The sequence below is a fragment of the Streptomyces sp. NPDC044061 genome (assembly GCF_056434305.1).
Genome location: NZ_JBWKFL010000003.1, coordinates 1 through 17,137, shown reverse-complemented (window position 1 = coordinate 17,137; position 17,137 = coordinate 1). Strand labels below are relative to the sequence as shown.

Here is a 17,137-nt window from a genome sequence, read left to right as displayed (position 1 = left end):
CGACTCACCTAACCCCCACCCCCAAGAAAAACCCCCCCCCCCCCCCCCCCCCCCCCCCCCCCCCCCCCCCCCCCCCCCCCCCCCCCCCCCCCCGCTGCAGTTTGTGCCGACATTTCGGGGTTTGGGAACGCTTTCACGGTGGCTGAAAACCAACCGGGTGACCGCCTTGTCTCAGCCCCGCCCGAGAGCCCGCTCCAGCTCGATCTCGATCACCACCCGCGAGGGGTTCTCCCCGGGGTGCCGGTGATACCGCTCGGCGTAGCGCCGCTCCGCCTCGGCCACCCGTTCAGGGTCGGTGCGCACCCGCGCCCGGCCCTCCAGCGTGGCCCAGCGCCGGCCGTCCACCTGGCACACCGCCACCCGTGCGCCCTCGGGTCCCGCCGCGAGGACGTGGGCCACCTTCGTGCTGGTCCCGTTGGTGATCACCCTGGCCAGCCGCGCCCCGGGGTCGTACGTCACCCCCACCGGCACCACGTGCGGGCTCCCGTCGGGGCGCAGCGTCGTCAGCGTGCACAGATGCCGTTCCCGCCAGAAGGCGAGGTAGGGCTCGTCCGGGGAAGCCGGGTCCTGGGAGTACGTGGCCATGGCCCCGAAACCTAACCGCAGGAAGCTGCAATCCCCCGCCTTGAGTGGAATAGACTCAACTTTGCGTATGCTGGTCAAGTCAGCGGTGGGAGACGAGGCCGCCGAGCCGACCCCGAGGAGGAGAACGGACACGTGGACGCCGAGCTGACCAACAGGAGCCGGGAAGCGATCAACGCGGCCGGCAACCGGGCCGTGACCGAGGGCCACCCGGACCTCACGCCCGCCCACCTGCTCCTCGCGCTGCTCGCGGGGCAGGAGAACGAGAACGTCACCGACCTGCTCGCCGCCGTCGACGCCGACCAGGCGGCCGTGCGCTCCGGCGCCGAGCGCGTGCTCGCGTCGCTGCCCAGCGTGACCGGCTCCACCGTCGCACCCCCGCAGCCCAACCGCGAACTGCTCGCCGTGATCGCGGACGCCGGCGAGCGGGCCGCGGCACTCGGCGACGAGTACCTGTCGACCGAGCACCTGCTCATCGGCATCGCCGCGAAGGGCGGAGCGGCCGGCGAGGTGCTCCAGCGGCAGGGCGCCGACAGCAAGAAGCTCGAAGAGGCCTTCCGGAAGGCCAGGGGAGGACGCCGCGTGACCACCGCCGACCCCGAGGGTCAGTACAAGGCCCTGGAGAAGTTCGGCACCGACTTCACCGCCTCCGCCCGCGAGGGCCGGCTGGACCCGGTCATCGGCCGGGACCAGGAGATCCGGCGGGTCGTGCAGGTGCTGAGCCGCCGTACCAAGAACAACCCGGTCCTCATCGGCGAGCCGGGCGTCGGCAAGACCGCCGTGGTCGAGGGCCTCGCCCAGCGGATCGTCAAGGGGGACGTGCCCGAGTCCCTGAAGGACAAGCGGCTCGTCGCGCTCGACCTCGGTGCGATGGTCGCGGGCGCGAAGTACCGCGGTGAGTTCGAGGAGCGGCTGAAGGCCGTGCTCGCCGAGATCAAGGATTCGGACGGGCAGATCATCACCTTCATCGACGAACTGCACACCGTCGTGGGCGCCGGGGCCGGCGGCGACTCCGCCATGGACGCGGGCAACATGCTCAAGCCGATGCTGGCCCGCGGTGAGCTGCGCATGGTCGGCGCGACCACGCTGGACGAGTACCGCGAGCGGATCGAGAAGGACCCCGCCCTGGAGCGCCGCTTCCAGCAGGTGCTGGTCGCCGAGCCGACCGTCGAGGACACCATCGCGATCCTGCGCGGCCTCAAGGGCCGGTACGAGGCCCACCACAAGGTGCAGATCGCCGACAGCGCGCTGGTGGCCGCCGCCACCCTGTCTGACCGCTACATCACCTCCCGCTTCCTGCCGGACAAGGCCATCGACCTGGTCGACGAGTCGGCCTCCCGGCTCCGCATGGAGATCGACTCCTCGCCCGTCGAGATCGACGAACTCCAGCGCTCCGTGGACCGGTTGAAGATGGAGGAGCTGGCGATCGCCAAGGAGACCGACCCGGCCTCCCGCGAACGCCTGGAGAAGCTGCGCCGCGACCTCGCCGACAAGGAGGAGGAGCTGCGGGGCCTGACCGCGCGCTGGGAGAAGGAGAAGCAGTCCCTCAACCGGGTCGGTGAGCTGAAGGAGAAGCTGGACGAGCTGCGCGGCCAGGCCGAACGCGCCCAGCGCGACGGCGACTTCGACACCGCGGCCAAGTTGCTGTACGGCGAGATCCCGGAGCTGGAGAAGGAGCTGGAGGTCGCCTCCGAGGCCGAGGAGGAGGCCGCCCGGGACACCATGGTCAAGGACGAGGTCGGCTCCGACGACATCGCCGACGTCGTCGCCGCCTGGACCGGCATCCCGGCGGGCCGCCTGATGGAGGGCGAGACGCAGAAGCTGCTGCGCATGGAGGACGAGCTGGGCAGGCGGCTCATCGGCCAGGCCGAGGCCGTGCGGGCGGTCAGCGACGCCGTACGGCGCTCCCGGGCCGGTATCGCCGACCCCGACCGGCCCACCGGGTCCTTCCTCTTCCTCGGCCCGACCGGCGTCGGCAAGACCGAACTCGCCAAGGCGCTCGCCGACTTCCTCTTCGACGACGAGCGGGCCATGGTCCGCATCGACATGTCGGAGTACGGCGAGAAGCACAGCGTGGCCCGGCTCGTCGGCGCGCCCCCCGGATACGTCGGCTACGAGGAGGGCGGCCAGCTCACCGAGGCCGTCCGCCGCCGCCCGTACAGCGTGGTGCTGCTGGACGAGGTGGAGAAGGCCCACCCCGAGGTCTTCGACGTCCTCCTGCAGGTGCTGGACGACGGCCGCCTGACGGACGGTCAGGGCCGCACGGTCGACTTCCGCAACGCCATCCTGGTGCTCACCTCCAACCTGGGCAGCCAGTTCCTGGTCGACCCGATCACCAGTGAGGCGGAGAAGAAGGAGCAGGTCCTGGAGGTCGTACGGACCTCCTTCAAGCCGGAGTTCCTCAACCGGCTCGACGACCTCGTGGTCTTCTCGGCCCTGAACAAGGACGAGCTGGCCCGGATCGCCCAGCTGCAGATCGACCGTCTGGCCAGGCGGCTGGCCGAGCGGCGCCTCACCCTGGACGTCACCCCCGGGGCGCTGGCCTGGCTCGCCGATGAGGGCATGGACCCGGCCTACGGCGCCCGCCCGCTGCGCCGCCTCGTGCAGACCGCCATCGGCGACCGCCTCGCCAGGGAGATCCTCTCCGGCGAGATCAAGGACGGCGACACGGTCCGCGTGGACCGCTTCGGCGAGGGCCTGCTGGTGGGGCCGGCGACGGGCAAGACGCTGTGACGCTCACGTGGTGAACGCCGAGAACCGTACGAGGGCCCGGCCCGGGCCCTCGTACGGCACGGCGAGGTCCACGGCGTACGCGCCGAGGCCCAGGGCCGACGCGCCCGGGACCCCCGCGCCGCCATACCGACCCCCACCGCTCGCCGGCCCTCCGCCCGACCGGACGGATCATGTCAGCCGACGGCTGACAGGCCCGTCCGGGCTTGCCACCCCCCTCCCCCTCTGAGGGAGGATGGCGGAATCCGCACGAAGGGAAAAACACGGTGAGCATCGACCCGTCCTCGATTCCGAACTTCGGGGGCCAGCCCGAACCGCAGCCCCAGGGGCCCGCGGGCCCCGTGGTCCCGGATCAGGACCTCGTGAAGCAGCTCCTCGACCAGATGGAGCTGAAGTACGTCGTCGACGAGGAGGGTGACCTCGCGGCTCCGTGGGAGCAGTTCCGCACGTACTTCATGTTCCGCGGGGACGCCGAGCAGGCGGTCTTCTCGGTGCGGACCTTCTACGACCGCCCCCACAAGATCGACCAGAAGCCGCAGCTGCTGGAGTCCGTCGACGACTGGAACCGTCGCACCCTGTGGCCCAAGGTGTACACCCACACCCACGACGACGGCACGGTCCGCCTCATCGGCGAGGCCCAGATGCTGATCGGCACCGGCGTCGACCTCAACCACTTCGTCTCCTCCACGGTCAGCTGGGTGCGGGCCGCGATCGAGTTCGACAAGTGGCTCGTCGAGCAGCTCGGTCTCGAGGAGGACGTGAACGACACGGAGGACACGGAGGACACGGAGGAGCCGGGCGGCGACGAGGAGTAGTCCCGGCGCCCCGCCACAGCCGAAGTCCGGGGGCTGCCGCCCCCGGGCCCGGTGCTCCGCGCCCACTCACATGCCGCGCAGCCGCTCCGCCGCCTCCCGCAGCACCTCCTCGCGCTTGCAGAACGCGAACCGCACGAACGGCGCCCCCGCCTCGCGGTCGTCGTAGAACACGGCGTTCGGGATGGCCACCACCCCCGCCCGCTCCGGCAGGGCGCGGCAGAAGCCGAAGCCGTCCTTCTCGCCGAGGGGCCGGATGTCGGTCGTGATGAAGTAGGTGCCCGCCGGCCGGAACACCTCGAAGCCGGCCTGTGTCAGGCCCTCCGCGAGGATGTCCCGGCGCGTGCGCATGTCCTGGCGGAAGTCCTCGAAGTAGGCGTCGGGCAGGGCGAGCGCCTCCGCCACCGCGTACTGGAAGGGGCCCGAGGAGACGTACGTCAGGAACTGCTTGACCGAGCGGACGGCGGTCACCAGCTCCGGCGCGGCCGTCACCCAGCCGACCTTCCAGCCGGTGAACGAGAAGGTCTTGCCCGCCGAGCCGATCGTCACCGTCCGCTCGCGCATCCCGGGGAACGCGGCCAGCGGCAGGTGCTCGGCGCCGTCGAAGACCAGGTGCTCGTAGACCTCGTCCGTCACCACCAGCAGGTCCCGCTCCACCGCCAGCTCGGCGATCGCGGCCAGCTCCGCACGCGTGAGGACCGTACCGGTCGGATTGTGCGGGGTGTTGATCAGCAGCAGGCGGGTGCGGTCCGTGACCGCCGCGCGCAGTTCGTCGAGGTCCAGCCGGAAGCGCGCCCCCTCGTCGAAGGACGGCCGCAGGGTCACCGGCACCCGCCTGCCGCCCGCCATCGCGATGCTCGCCGCGTAGGAGTCGTAGTACGGCTCCAGGGCCACGACCTCGTCCCCGGGCTCCAGCAGCGCCAGCAGCGAGGCCGCGATCGCCTCCGTCGCGCCCGCCGTGACCAGCACCTCGGTGTCCGGGTCGTACGACAGCCCGTAGCGGCGCAGCTGGTGCGCGGCGACCGCGGTGCGCAGCTCGGGGATGCCCGGGCCCGGCGGGTACTGGTTGCCGCGTCCGTCGCGCAGCGCGCGTACGGCGGCCTCCCGCACCTCCTCGGGGCCGTCGGTGTCGGGAAAGCCCTGGCCCAGGTTGATCGAACCGGTCGACAGGGCGAGTGCGGACATCTCGGCGAAGATCGTCGTCCCGAACTCGGTGAGTCGGCGGTTGAGATGCGGGCGCGCGGAGGAGGTCATGCCGGCCATCCTGCGCCCATGCTCCGGACTTGCTCAACACGGCTTCGCGGGCGGGTCCGCACGCGGCCTGCTGCATTGGCGTCACGGACGTCACCGGGGCGGGGTAATACGCCGCCGACCGGCGAGCCGGACATTCCGGATACGTGTGAATATCGCACCACGGTGATACGGCGACTCCCGTCCGTCACCGCATCCGGTAGGAGGACCAATCGAATGAACCTCACTCTGAAGCGTCCGCTCGGCGCTGCCGCGGCGGTGGCCATGGTCGCCACGGCCCTGCTCGGTGTCGGCGCAGGCTCTGCCGGCGCCGCCGCCGGCAGGGCGCACTGCGACCGTGCCGAACGGCCCGTGTGGATACACGATCCCAGCCGCAACATGACCGGCCACGGCTGCAGCCTGCCGGACACCAAGCGCCGCTGGTACACCGTCGACATCGACACCCTCGTACAGCCCTACTACAAGACGGAGTACCTGGACGGAGCCCCCGACCGGACCGAGACCCTGCACGACAAGACCATCAGGTGCCTGGGCTACACGTCCGAGAACGGCACCGTGAACTGGTTCGGCTGCGTACCCCGGCTGAAGTGAGACCCCGGCGGCCCCTGATCTGCCCGTCTGTGCAGGTCAGGGGCCTTTTCCATGCGTTGACCCTCAGAACTTGCTCAACTCTGCTTTGGCCCGTGGGGCGGGCGGGCATCCCCCGTTCACCGCGGCCCACGGGGGGCCGCCTCGGGGGAACGGAAAGAGGGTGACGCCATGGGCACCGTCTTCTTGGTGGTGGTGATCGCGGTCATCTGCTTCGGGGTCGTCGCGTCCGCGGCCCGCAGGGGAGGACGTCGCCGCCGGGCGTACGGCTCGTCGTCGTACGCGGGGAGCAGCTGGTGGGCCGACGGGGGAGACGGCGGTTCGTCGTCCGGCGGCCACCACTCCGGAGGTCATCACTCCGGTGGTCACCACTCGGGCGGTCACCACTCCGGTGGTCACCACTCCTGCGGGGGCGGTCACTCCTCGTGCGGTGGTCACTCGTCGTGCGGCGGGGGTTCCTCCTGCGGTGGGGGCTCCTCGTGCGGCGGTGGGGGCGGATGCGGGGGCGGCAGCTGACGGGGGCGGCTGCCGGGGGAGGCGGCTGACACGGGGCAGCCGAGCTTCCCGCGCCCGGGCGCCCGCCGGAGGAAGGCTTCCGGCGGGCGCCCGGGTGTCTGTGTCGCGCGCCGGGCGCGTCCCGTAGTTGAACAGTTGAGCTGTGGAGCCCTCTGAGGGATGGAAACCCCACGAAGTTGGGTAAAAACGCTGTGGCGGCGCCACTGTTCATGATTCCCTCTAAATCACCAACGCAGCCCCTCGGACGTCCCGCAGACTCCCCTCCCCGGCCGGGCCGGCCGGGCTGACCGGGCTGACATGGCCGATCTCCCCCCTTCTTTGGCTGTTAGCGGAGCCGATCCATGCTCACGACCCTGAACACCACCTACACCGACACGCGCGCTGCCGACCTCGCCTGGGCCCTCGGACGCGAGCCGCTCCCCGCCCTGGCCACCCTCGATCTGGAACTTACGGGGGCGCGGCTGCAGTTGAGACTGCTCGGCGCGTCCCATCAGGTACTGCTCGAGGAGGAGCGGGGGAACTGCTCGGAGACGGTCGCCTGCATCCCCGGGTCCAGCACCCCGCTGCCCCTGGGCGTCGCCAAGCGGGTCGGCGACTGGGAGTACGAGTTCGCGGCGCGCGTCGAGGTGCTCACGCCTGGCTCGTTCGCGGGCCGCGCCCAGGAGTTGCTGGCCCTCGTCTCCGACCACCCGCACGGCCTCGCCGGTGTCTTCCCGGGCAGCCCGCACGCCTTCACCGCCATGCTGGCCCAGCGGCACGAGGGTCAGGTGCACTGGCGCACCTGGCACGCGTACCCGCAGGACGGGCAGTTGGTGGCGACGCGGACGCGGGTCGGGGCCCGGGTGACTGAAGCCCGATCAAGTTAGGGCGACATAAACCCGCAGTACGTCAACTGCCCGCATTTCCACACGTGTGGGTGACGAAGCGTACCGAGGGTGTGACGTAACGTCGCAGAGTGATCGAACCGCACGCCCCCGCGCGCCCGGGTGCCCCGCCGTGGACAGGCCCCGCACGGCTGCCCGTCCGGCCCGGCACCGGACGGTTCCTGGTCCTCGTGTGCGTCTTCGTCTGCGCGGCCTGCGGACTCGTGTACGAACTCGAACTCGTCGCGTTCGCCTCGTACTTGATCGGTGACTCGGTCACCCAGGCCTCCGTCGTGCTGTCCGTGATGGTCTTCGCGATGGGCATCGGCTCGCTCGCCGCCAAGCGGCTGCGCTGGCACGCGGCCGCCGGCTTCGGGGCGATCGAGTCCGTCCTCGCGCTGGTCGGCGGGTGCAGTGCGATGGCGCTGTACGCCGTCTTCGCCTGGACGGGCGGCTGGGGCGGGGTGTGGGCCGACGGACCGCGCTGCCTGCTGGTCGCCTTCTCGCTCGCCATCGGTCTGCTCGTCGGCGCCGAGGTCCCCCTGCTGATGGAGCTGATCCAGCGCATCCGCCGCCAGGACGCGGGCGGTGCTGTCGCCGACCTGTTCGCGGCGGACTACGTCGGCGCCCTCGTCGGCGGCCTGGCCTTTCCCTTCCTGCTCCTGCCGTTCCTGGGCCAGTTGACGGGCGCGCTGCTCACCGGCTCGGTCAACGTCGTCGCAGGCGGCGCCCTGGTCCTCGGCCTGTTCCGCCGCGACCTGACCCGCCGCGCCCGCTGGACCCTCCTCCTCGTCGGCCTCACCGTGCTCGGTGTCCTCGCCTCCGCGGCCGCCCTCGCCGACGACTTCGAGCGCGCCGCCCGGCACGCGGTGTACGGCAAGGACGTCCGGGTCGCCCTGCAGACCGACGTACAGGAGGTCGTCCTCGCCGGCGGCACCCACGGCCGCCCCCTCGACCTCTTCCTCGACGGCCGGCTGCGCGTCGGCGGCCGGGACGAACGCCGCTACCACGAGGCGCTGGTCCACCCCGCGATGACCGGCCCGCACGCGCGCGTGCTCGTCCTCGGCGGCGGCGACGGCCTGGCCGCCCGCGAGGTACTGCGGCACCGGGGCGTGCGCCGCGTCGACGTCGTCGAACTGGACGCCGGCCTGATCGGCCTGGCCCGCAGCGACCCCGGCCTGTCCGCTCTCAACGGACACGCCTACGACGACCCCCGCGTCCACGTCACCACGGCGGACGCGCTCACCTGGCTGCGCGGGGCGCCGCCCGAGTCGTACGACGTCGTGATCGCGGATCTGCCCGACCCCGGCATCACGGCCAGCACCAAGCTGTACTCGCAGGAGTTCTACGGCCTGGCCCGCCGCGTCCTCGCCGCCGACGGCCGCCTGGTGGTGCACGCCGGCCCGGTCGCGGCCCGCCCCCGCGCCTTCTGGACGGTGGCGTCGACCCTCCGCGCGTCCGGCTTCGCCCTCTCCCCCTACCGGGTCCTCGGCCACGACTCCGGCTTCCCGGCCGGCCCCGACCGCTCGGCGGTGGCCTCCGGTGCCCCGCACGACTGGGGCTTCCTGCTGACGGCACCGGACGGCTCGGCACCGCCGCTGCGGCTGGACCCGCGCGGGCCGCGGCCGCACACGCTGACGCAGGACGACCTGACGGCCGACGCGCGGGCGGCGGAGCGTACGCGGATCGGGGGGTTGCCGGCGTCGACCCTCGTGCATCCGCGCTACTGAGGGAGGGTACGTTCCGGCCAGTCCTGGGTAGGCTCAGCCGACATGGAGCATCAGGTCTTCGTTCCGGTTCCGGCCGACCGACTCAGGGAGGCGCTGGCGGCCCCCGCGCGAGTGGCCCGGGCGGTCCCCGGGCTCCAGCAGGACGCCGGTGCCGAACCCGTCGCGGGGCGGCTGAAGTTGCGCGTCGGAGGCCACTCCGTCACCTACCGCGGCGCGGTCCGGATCGCGCCCCGCGAGGACGGCACCTACGCGGTCGAGGGCGAGGCCGCCGAGGCCCGCGGCACCGGCACCGTCAAACTCGCCCTCACCCTGAGCCTCACGGACACCGAGGGCGGCACGACCGTGACGGTCGAGGGCACGGCCGACGCGGACGGACGCATCGCGGAACTGCCCGCGGAGGCCGTGCAGTCGGCGGTGACCCGCCTGCTGAACCGTTTCGTGGAGAGCCTGGCGGCGAACCCGGAGGAGCCGGAGCAGGCTCAGGGGGACCAGGGGGACGAGGCGACCGAGCCGGAGCCGGGGCAGGCCTCCGTCTTCGACACCGAGGTGCCCCCGCCCTCCCTGGACCCCGAGGTGGACACGGACGGCGACGGCCGCTCCGAATTCGCCGAGGCGGGCGAGCCGCCCGCCGAGGCCGCGCACGCGCGCCGCACGATGATCGGCCGCAGCGCGGAGGAGGTCGACCACGCCCCGCCGCGCGGCCGCTACGCCCCCGTACCGGCGCCCCAGACCGGCGCCGGGAACCCGGCGCTGCGCTGGGCGGCCCCCGCCGCGGCCCTGGCCCTGGCCTCGGCGATCGTCCTGGGCCGCGCCCTGCGCAAACGGCGTTAGGGCCTCAGGTCCCACAGGCCCGGCGGCTCGCCCATCCCGGACCAGTCGTGGATCTGCCGCACCTCGACCGCCGCGGCATGGAAGTCGAGGACGCGCTGGGCGACGGCGCGTGCCCGCTCGGGGCTCGCGCACTCGATCCAGCGCTCGTCCGGGGTACGCCCTCTTGATCGCCCCAGTAGGGTCGTCCCGTGAGTAACGAAGACATCACGCTGACCGCGGGCGACGCGGAAGTGATCGTGCGGCCCGGCAACGGCGGCCGGATCGGCGGGCTCCGGATCGGCGGCGTGGAGCTGCTGCGGCAGGGCGAGCGCTACGGCTGCTTCCCGATGGTTCCCTGGTGCGGCCGGATCCGGGAGGGCCGCTTCCTGGACGGCGCCACCGTCCGCCAGATGCCCCTCAACTCCCCGCCGCACGCCATCCACGGCACCGCGCGCGACGGTGCCTGGCGCACCGCCCGGACCTCGGCCGACGAGGCCGTCATCACCCACGACCTGGCCGACCCCTGGCCACACCGGGGCCGTGTCACCCACGTCGTCGCGCTCGCCGAGGACAGCCTGACGCTGACCATGTCCGTGGAGGCGTACGACGACTCCTTCCCGGCGCAGATCGGCTGGCACCCCTGGTTCAACCGGACCCTCGCGGGCGCGGACGGTGCGGTAGGCGAGGACGTCCGGCTGGACTTCGAGGCCGCCTGGCAGGAGGAGCGCGCCGCCGACCACCTGCCCACCGGCAACCGCATCGACGTCAAGCCCGGCCCCTGGGACGACTGCTTCGGCATGCCCGGCGGCGTCGACGTCACCCTCACCTGGCCCGGGCAGCTGGAGCTGAAGGTGACCAGCCGGGAGGAGTGGGTGGTCGTCTACGACGAGCAGGCCGAGGCCGTGTGCGTGGAGCCGCAGACCGGGCCGCCCAACGGCCTGAACACCCTCCCGCGCCTGGTCACGCCCCTGGAGCCGCTGGAGGCGACGACCACCTGGAGCTGGCGGCGCCTCTAAGCTGGGCAGCATGACGGACGTACGGGCTCAGTTGTTGCAGCAGATCAAGGACAAGGCCGTGGTGCACGGCAAGGTGACCCTCTCCTCGGGTCTGGAGGCCGACTACTACGTCGACCTGCGCCGTATCACCCTCGACGGCGAGGCCGCCCCGCTGGTCGGCCAGGTGCTGCTGGACCTCACCGCGGACCTGGAGTTCGACGCGGTGGGCGGGCTGACCATGGGCGCCGACCCGGTCGCTGCCGCCATGCTGCACGCGGCCGCCGCGCGCGGGAAGAGGCTGGACGCCTTCGTCGTCCGCAAGGCCGCGAAGGCGCACGGTCTGCAGCGGCGGGTGGAGGGTCCCGAGATCGCGGGCAGGCGCGTGCTGGTCGTGGAGGACACCTCCACCACCGGCGGCTCGCCGCTCACCGCCGTCGAGGCCGTGCGCGAGGCCGGCGCCGAGGTCGTCGCCGTCGCGACCATCGTGGACCGCGCGACCGGCGCCGCCGAGAAGATCGAGGCCGGCGCGGGCGTTCCGTACCGGTTCGCCTTCTCGAAGGATGAACTGGGTCTGGACTGACGACGCGGATTGACCTGGACTTGACCGGCGCATGGACCATCGGTTCATGTCTGGAAAGATGGGGCCGACGATGACGTCACACCCCAGGTCTAGGTCAGGGCCGTAACGCAGAACGCCAACCCGCACACTCAAGGAGCGGACCATGCCCATCGCAACCCCCGAGGTCTACAGCGAGATGCTCGACCGGGCGAAGGCAGGCAAGTTCGCCTACCCGGCCATCAACGTCACCTCGAGCCAGACCCTGAACGCGGCGCTGCGCGGCTTCGCGGAGGCGGAGAGCGACGGCATCGTCCAGATCTCGACCGGTGGTGCCGAGTTCCTCGGCGGCCAGTACAGCAAGGACATGGTGACCGGCGCGGTCGCGCTCGCGGAGTACGCGCACATCCTCGCCGAGAAGTACCCGGTCAACATCGCGCTGCACACGGACCACTGCCCGAAGGACAAGCTCGACGGGTACGTACGTCCGCTGCTCGCGCTCTCCGAGGAGCGCGTCAAGGCCGGCCGCAACCCGCTGTTCCAGTCGCACATGTGGGACGGCTCCGCCGAGACCCTGGCCGACAACCTGGAGATCGCGCAGGAGCTGCTGGAGCAGGCCCGCCGCGCGAACATCATCCTCGAGGTCGAGATCACCCCGACCGGTGGCGAGGAGGACGGCGTCTCCCACGAGATCAACGACTCCCTGTACACCACGGTCGAGGACGCGATCCGCACCGCCGAGGCCCTGGGCCTGGGCGAGAAGGGCCGCTACCTGCTGGCCGCCTCGTTCGGCAACGTCCACGGCGTGTACAAGCCGGGCAACGTCGTGCTCCGTCCCGAGCTGCTGAAGGAGCTGGCCGACGGCGTCTCCGCCAAGTTCGGCAAGGCCTCTCCGTTCGACTTCGTCTTCCACGGCGGCTCCGGCTCCACCGAGCAGGAGATCCTGACCGCGCTGGAGAACGGCGTCGTGAAGATGAACATCGACACGGACACCCAGTACGCCTTCACCCGTCCGGTCGCCGACCACATGTTCAAGAACTACGACGGCGTCCTGAAGGTCGACGGCGAGGTCGGCAACAAGAAGACCTACGACCCGCGCACCTGGGGCAAGCTGGCCGAGGCGTCCATGGCCGCGCGTGTCCTCGAGGCCACGCAGAACCTGCGCTCGGCGGGCAACAAGATCAAGTAAGCGTCGTACGGCGCTGTCGGCGGGCCCGGTGCCACGGCACCGGGCCCGCTGTATACCTGGAACATGCCCGACGTCCGGCTGAGCTCGCCCCAGGGCAAGTGGATCCTGTTCACCACGATCCTCGGTTCCAGCATGGCCATGCTGGACTCGACCGTCGTCAACGTGGCGCTTCCGACCATCGGCCGCGACCTCGGCGCGAGTCTCGGCGCCCTGCAGTGGACGGTCAACGCGTACATGGTCACGCTGGCCGGCCTGATCCTGCTGGGCGGTTCGCTGGGGGACCGCTACGGCCGCCGGAAGGTCTTCGTCATCGGGGTCGTCTGGTTCGCGACCGCGTCCCTGCTGTGCGGGCTGGCGCCCGGCACCGGTGTCCTCATCGCGGCCCGTGCCCTCCAGGGCGTCGGCGGGGCCCTCCTCACCCCGGGCTCCCTCGCGCTCATCCAGGCCTCCTTCCACTCCGACGACCGGAGCCGGGCGGTCGGCCTCTGGTCCGGCTTCGGCGGCGTCGGCGCGGCCGTCGGCCCGTTCCTGGGCGGCTGGCTGGTGGACGGCCCCGGCTGGCGCTGGGTGTTCCTGCTCAACGTGCCGCTGGCGCTCCTGTGCGTGCCGGTGGCCGTACGCCATGTTCCGGAGTCCTCGGCCGACGCCACCGAGAGCCGCTTCGACGCGCTCGGCGCGGCCCTGGGCGCCCTGGCGCTGGCCCTGCTGACCTACGCCCTGATCGCGGCCGGCCAGGGCGCCCCGGCGGTGGCGCTGAGCGCGGTGGGGGGTGTCGCCGTGGCTGTGGCCTTCGTCCAGGTCGAGCGGCACCGCCCCGACCCGATGGTTCCCCCGGACATCTTCGCCTCGCGCCAGTTCACGGCGGTCAACCTGGTCACGCTGTGCGTGTACGCGGCGTTCGGCGGCTTCTTCTTCCTCACCGCGCTCCAGCTCCAGGTGGTGGCGGGCTACTCCGCCCTGCAGGCCGGTACGGCCCTGTTGCCGACGACGGCCCTGATGCTGCTGTTCTCGGCCCGCTCCGGCGCGCTGGCCGACCGCACGGGGCCCCGGCTGCCGCTGACCGTCGGCCCCCTGCTCTGCGCGGCGGCGATGCTGCTGATGCTGCGGGTGGGCCCGCACGCGGACTACGTGAAGGACGTGCTCCCGGCGCTGCTCGTGATGGGGGCCGGCATGGTCACCCTGGTCGCCCCGCTGACCGCGACGGTCCTCGCCTCCGTCGACACCGCCCGGGCGGGCCTGGCCAGCGGGATCAACAACGCGGCGGCGCGGGCGGCGGGCCTGATCGCCGTGGCGGCCCTGCCGCTGCTGACCGGGATGGGGCCGGAGGCGTACCGGTCGCCGGCGGCGTTCGACGCGGCGTTCGACCTGGCGATGCCGATCTGCTCCGCGGTTCTCGTCGTCGGTGCGGTGCTGGCGTTCGCGCTGGTGCGCAGGCCGGCTCCGGGCTGCCGCCGGCCGGAATGCCGCAGGCACGGCAACGTCATGAGTCCGCCGCTGGAAGGGGAGCGGCGGGGCGGCTAGGGGCTGATCTCGGGTGCGGGCGCGTCGTGCCCGCTCGCGCGGTTCCCCGCGCCCCCAGGGCGCTGCAGTCCCGTCGGCCGCCTGCGTCGCCGAGCCCGTACATCCGTGGATCCGGGGAGTCGGGCCGCCGTTCGCAGCTCCGCCCCAACGCGCCCGGCCGCGGGCCGGTGGGGGCCGCTCGCGCGGTTCCCCGCGCCCCTGGGAGGCTGCCGTCCCGTCGGTCCGGAGGCGTACCGCCCCGCATATGCCTGGATGCGGGAAACTGAATCCATGACGATTCACGAGAACCTCCTCGGTGGGCCGCCCCCGACTCACCTTCCGGACGACCCGGAGCCCCGTGAGCTGCTCGCTCGGGGCACCGCGCCGGCGGACGTCGCCGCCAAGTACCCGACCTCCTCCCTGGCGTGGGCCCAGCTGGCCGACGACGCGTTCGAGCGGGGCGCGGTCGTGGAGTCGTACGCCTACGCCCGCACGGGGTACCACCGGGGCCTCGACGCGCTGCGCCGCAGCGGCTGGAAGGGCCACGGCCCGGTCCCGTGGGAGCACGAGCCCAACCGCGGCTTCCTGCGCGCCCTGCACGCCCTCGCCCGCGCCGCGCAGGCGATCGGTGAGCAGGAGGAGTACGAGCGCTGCTCGCAGTTCCTGAAGGACTCCTCGCCGACGGCGGCCCAGACCCTGGGCTGACCGGGGCGGAAGTCACCGGTGTGGCCCGTCTGGCAGCAGACGGGCCTTGCCCTATCCGGGGGGATTGCGGAGGATTCCGCTTGGGGACCGGGGCCCCCGTGCCGGCATCGGCAGGGGCGGACCGCTACCCGGAGTAACACAGGAGACAGCGATGTCCCAACAGGCTCACCCCCCTCACGAGGCCGCTGAGCCCGAGACCCCGCATCTCGACTTCGCCGGTACGACGCCGTACGAGGACTACGTCAAGGCGGACGTGCTCACCCATCTCCAGCACACCCTCTCCGACGACCCCGGCGAGATGGTCTTCCTGGTCACGACCCAGGTCATGGAGCTGTGGTTCACGGTGATCGTGCACGAGTGGGAGACCGCCGCGAAGGCGCTCCGCTCGGACGACGTCCCGGTCGCCGTCGCCGCGCTGAAGCGCTCCGTACGGGAACTGGAGGCGCTGAACGCCTCCTGGAAGCCGCTCGGCCAGCTGACCCCGGCACAGTTCAACTCGTACCGCAGCGCCCTCGGCGAGGGCTCCGGCTTCCAGTCGGCGATGTACCGCCGCATGGAGTTCCTGCTCGGCGAGAAGTCCGCGTCCATGCTGGTCCCGCACCGCGGCGCCCCGCGCGTCCACGCGGAACTGGAGAAGGCCCTGCACGAGCCGAGCCTGTACGACGAGGTCGTACGGCTCCTCGCGCGTCGCGGCCACGCGATCCCGGAGCCGGTCCTGCGCCGGGACGCGGCCCAGCGCTACGAGCACTCGGACGCCGTGGAGGCCGCCTGGCAGGAGATCTACTCCGGCGACCAGAACGGCGAACTCGCCCGCCTGGGCGAGGCGTTGACCGACGTGGCCGAGCTGGTCTGGCGCTGGCGCAACGACCATCTGGTCGCCACCCGCCGGGCGATGGGCGCGAAGGCCGGCACGGGCGGTTCCGCGGGCGTGGCCTGGCTGGAGAAGCGCGCCCGCAAGAACGTGTTCCCGGAGCTGTGGACGGCGAGGTCCCATGTCTGAACTGGTGTTGCGCGCCGAGAAGCTGGACGCGACGGACGAACTGGCGCCGCTGCGCTCCCGCTTCGTCCTGGACGACCTCGACGGCGTGGTCTACCTGGACGGCAACTCCCTCGGCGCCCTGCCCGCGAACGTGCCGGGCCGGGTCGAGGACGTGGTCCGCAGGCAGTGGGGCGAGCTGCGCATCCGCTCCTGGGAGGAGAGCGGCTGGTGGACGGCGCCCGAGCGGATCGGCGACCGCATCGCCCCGCTGGTCGGCGCGGCTCCGGGCCGGATCGTGGTGGGCGACTCGACGAGCGTCAACGTCTTCAAGGCGCTGGTGGCGGCGATCCGCATGGCGGACGCGGGCCGTGACGAACTCCTGGTCGACGCGACGACGTTCCCCACGGACGGCTACATCGCCGAGTCCGCGGCCCGGCTGACCGGCCGCACGCTGCGCGCGGTGACGCCCGCGGAGGTGCCGTCGGCGCTGTCCGACCGCACGGCGGCGGTGCTGCTGAACCACGTCGACTACCGCACCGGCCGGCTGCACGACCTGCCGTCGCTGACGGCCGCGATCCACGCCTCCGGCGCGCTCGCGGTCTGGGACCTGTGCCACAGCGCGGGCGCGCTGCCGGTGGGGCTGGACGAGCACGGGGTCGACCTGGCGGTCGGGTGCACCTACAAGTACCTGAACGGCGGCCCGGGTTCACCGGCCTACCTGTATGTGCGCGGGGAGCTGCAGGACCGCTTCGACTCCCCGCTGCCCGGCTGGAACTCCCACGCCGAGCCCTTCGGCATGAGCCCGTCCTACGCCCCGGCACCCGGCGCCCTGCGCGGCCGGGTCGGCACCCCGGACATCCTCTCCATGCTGGCCCTGGAGGCCGCCCTGGAGGTCTGGGACGGAGTGCCGGTCACCGCGGTCAGGGCCAAGTCCCTGGGTATGACGGACTTCTTCCTGGAGTGCGTCAGGGCGTACACCGAGCCCGGCCGGGTCGAGTCCGTGACCCCGGAGCCGCACGCGGAGCGGGGCAGCCAGATCGCGCTGCGCTGCTCCGACGCGGGCGAGGTGATGAAGCGCCTGATCGAGCGCGGGGTGGTGGGCGACTTCCGGCACCCGGACGTCCTCCGCTTCGGCTTCACCCCGCTGTACGTGAGCTTCGCCGAGGCGGAGCGGGCGGCCCGGGTGCTCGCGGAGGTGCTCGGATAGCGGATCCGAGGCGGTCGAGGGGGGGGGGGGGGGGGGGGGGCCCCCCCCCCCCCCCCCCCCCCCCCCCCCCCCCCCTTCGATACGTGTCGCTGCCCTGGTTCGCCTCGGGTGCCTTGCCTCGCCT

At 72.4% G+C, this 17,137-nt stretch carries 15 protein-coding genes; 13 read left to right on the top strand and 2 right to left on the bottom strand.

The annotated features are described in order from the left end of the window. Positions 1-171: 171 nt before the first annotated feature. Entirely contained in the window at positions 172-585 is a 414-nt protein-coding gene (locus tag AC07CM_RS04885; protein WP_478874922.1) for a pyridoxamine 5'-phosphate oxidase family protein, read from the bottom strand. 132 nt (positions 586-717) lie between these two features. Between AC07CM_RS04885 and clpB the strand changes: the two genes are divergently transcribed. Then, entirely contained in the window at positions 718-3,315 is a 2,598-nt protein-coding gene (gene clpB, locus AC07CM_RS04880) for an ATP-dependent chaperone ClpB (RefSeq protein WP_478874921.1), read from the top strand. Positions 3,316-3,578: 263 nt separating this feature from the next. After that, positions 3,579-4,127, top strand: coding sequence for a type III secretion system chaperone family protein (locus AC07CM_RS04875; protein ID WP_478874920.1), 549 nt, complete (start codon positions 3,579-3,581; stop codon positions 4,125-4,127). Between the two features lie 66 nt (positions 4,128-4,193). On the opposite strand, the gene AC07CM_RS04870 is transcribed toward AC07CM_RS04875, so the two are convergent. Continuing rightward, entirely contained in the window at positions 4,194-5,387 is a 1,194-nt protein-coding gene (locus tag AC07CM_RS04870) for a pyridoxal phosphate-dependent aminotransferase (RefSeq protein ID WP_478874919.1), read from the bottom strand. Positions 5,388-5,591: 204 nt separating this feature from the next. Here AC07CM_RS04870 and AC07CM_RS04865 point away from each other — a divergent pair, with 204 nt between their 5' ends. From AC07CM_RS04865 to kynU, 11 genes are all read left to right on the top strand, one after another. Further along, the gene (locus AC07CM_RS04865) at positions 5,592-5,966 is read left to right on the top strand and encodes a hypothetical protein (protein WP_478874918.1); all 375 of its coding nucleotides are present in this window, start codon (positions 5,592-5,594) and stop codon (positions 5,964-5,966) included. An 854-nt stretch (positions 5,967-6,820) separates the two neighbouring features. After that, on the top strand, positions 6,821-7,345 hold the full coding sequence (locus tag AC07CM_RS04860) for a DUF2617 family protein (RefSeq protein ID WP_478874917.1): 525 nt from the start codon (positions 6,821-6,823) through the stop codon (positions 7,343-7,345). A gap of 89 nt (positions 7,346-7,434) precedes the next feature. After that, on the top strand, positions 7,435-9,072 hold the full coding sequence (locus AC07CM_RS04855) for a polyamine aminopropyltransferase (protein ID WP_478874916.1): 1,638 nt from the start codon (positions 7,435-7,437) through the stop codon (positions 9,070-9,072). A 42-nt stretch (positions 9,073-9,114) separates the two neighbouring features. After that, on the top strand, positions 9,115-9,903 hold the full coding sequence (locus AC07CM_RS04850; protein WP_478874915.1) for an SRPBCC domain-containing protein: 789 nt from the start codon (positions 9,115-9,117) through the stop codon (positions 9,901-9,903). A 188-nt stretch (positions 9,904-10,091) separates the two neighbouring features. Continuing rightward, positions 10,092-10,898, top strand: coding sequence for an aldose epimerase family protein (locus AC07CM_RS04845; RefSeq protein WP_478874914.1), 807 nt, complete (start codon positions 10,092-10,094; stop codon positions 10,896-10,898). A 10-nt stretch (positions 10,899-10,908) separates the two neighbouring features. Then, complete coding sequence (pyrE, locus tag AC07CM_RS04840; protein ID WP_478874913.1) at positions 10,909-11,457, top strand: orotate phosphoribosyltransferase; 549 nt, start codon at positions 10,909-10,911, stop codon at positions 11,455-11,457. A 142-nt stretch (positions 11,458-11,599) separates the two neighbouring features. After that, positions 11,600-12,622, top strand: coding sequence for a class II fructose-bisphosphate aldolase (gene fbaA / locus AC07CM_RS04835; protein ID WP_478874912.1), 1,023 nt, complete (start codon positions 11,600-11,602; stop codon positions 12,620-12,622). A 63-nt stretch (positions 12,623-12,685) separates the two neighbouring features. Then, positions 12,686-14,143, top strand: a complete 1,458-nt coding sequence (locus AC07CM_RS04830) for an MFS transporter (protein WP_478874911.1) — start codon at positions 12,686-12,688, stop codon at positions 14,141-14,143. A 270-nt stretch (positions 14,144-14,413) separates the two neighbouring features. After that, positions 14,414-14,827, top strand: coding sequence for a DUF3151 domain-containing protein (locus AC07CM_RS04825; RefSeq protein WP_478874910.1), 414 nt, complete (start codon positions 14,414-14,416; stop codon positions 14,825-14,827). Between the two features lie 151 nt (positions 14,828-14,978). Next, positions 14,979-15,827 (top strand): tryptophan 2,3-dioxygenase family protein, encoded by an 849-nt coding sequence (locus AC07CM_RS04820; RefSeq protein WP_478874909.1) that lies wholly within the window; start codon positions 14,979-14,981, stop codon positions 15,825-15,827. Further along, positions 15,820-17,013, top strand: coding sequence for a kynureninase (kynU, locus tag AC07CM_RS04815; protein WP_478874908.1), 1,194 nt, complete (start codon positions 15,820-15,822; stop codon positions 17,011-17,013). The genes AC07CM_RS04820 and kynU overlap by 8 nt, the downstream gene beginning before the upstream one ends. Positions 17,014-17,137: the final 124 nt, after the last annotated feature.